The sequence below is a fragment of the Micromonospora sp. M51 genome, from assembly GCF_018070305.1.
In the GTDB taxonomy this organism is placed as follows: domain Bacteria; phylum Actinomycetota; class Actinomycetes; order Mycobacteriales; family Micromonosporaceae; genus Micromonospora; species Micromonospora parva.
Genome location: NZ_JAGPXZ010001284.1, coordinates 1 through 933, shown reverse-complemented (window position 1 = coordinate 933; position 933 = coordinate 1). Strand labels below are relative to the sequence as shown.

The 933-nt window shown below is 72.3% G+C and carries 1 protein-coding gene; it reads left to right on the top strand.

From position 1 onward, the window contains the following. Window positions 1–933: hemolysin family protein (locus KBX53_RS34305; RefSeq protein ID WP_210863961.1), on the top strand; the 933-nt coding region annotated here is incomplete at both ends.

The window sequence follows — 933 nt, the reverse complement described above, 5'->3', positions numbered from 1 at the left end:
GTCGTCACCCTGGTCTTCGGCGAGCTGGCGCCCAAGCGGATCGCCATGCAGGCCGCCGAACGGTGGGCGCTGCTGGTGGCCCGCCCCCTCGACCTGCTCGCCAGCCTCACCCGCCCGGCCGTCTGGGCGCTCGGCGCCACCAGCGACGTGGTGGTCCGCCTGGTCGGGCTCAACCCGAAGCACGAGCCGGAGGAGATCGGCCCGGACGAGCTGCGCGACATCGTCGCCGGCAACCACGGCTTCACCAAGGAGCAGCGCACCATCATCGCGGGCGCTGTGGAGATCGCCGACCGACGGCTGCGGGCTGTGCTCGTACCCCGGTTGCAGGTCTTCACGCTCGACAGCGGGACCACCGCGGAGGCCGCGCGGCTCGTGCTGGCCGCCACCGGGCACTCCCGGGCCCCGGTTGTGCGTCACGGCGGCCTGGACGACACGGCCGGAGTGATCCACCTGCGTGACCTGGTGGGTGTGCCCGACGACCGGCCGGTCGACGAGATCGCCCGACCGCCGATGCTGCTGCCGGACTCGCTTCCGGTGGTGGACGCGCTGCGTCAGTTCAAGGCCGAGCGTCAGCACATCGCGCTCGTCGTGGACGAGCGCGGCGCCGTCGACGGGATCGTGACGCTGGAGGACATCCTGGAGGAGATCGTCGGCGAGATCTACGACGAGACCGACCGGGACGGCTACTCGGTACGCCGCGACGCCGACGGCGCGCTGCTGCTGCCCGGCACCTTCCCGGTGCACGACCTTCCCGACATCGGCGTGGAGCTGCCGTCGCGACCGGCCGGTGACTACACCACAGTCGCCGGGCTGGTGCTGGCCCGGCTCGGGCACATCCCCACCGTCGCCGGGGAGGACGTCACGCTGGACGGTTGGGTGCTGATGGTGGCCGGCATCGACCACCGGGCGATCACCGAGGTACGGCTCAGCCGC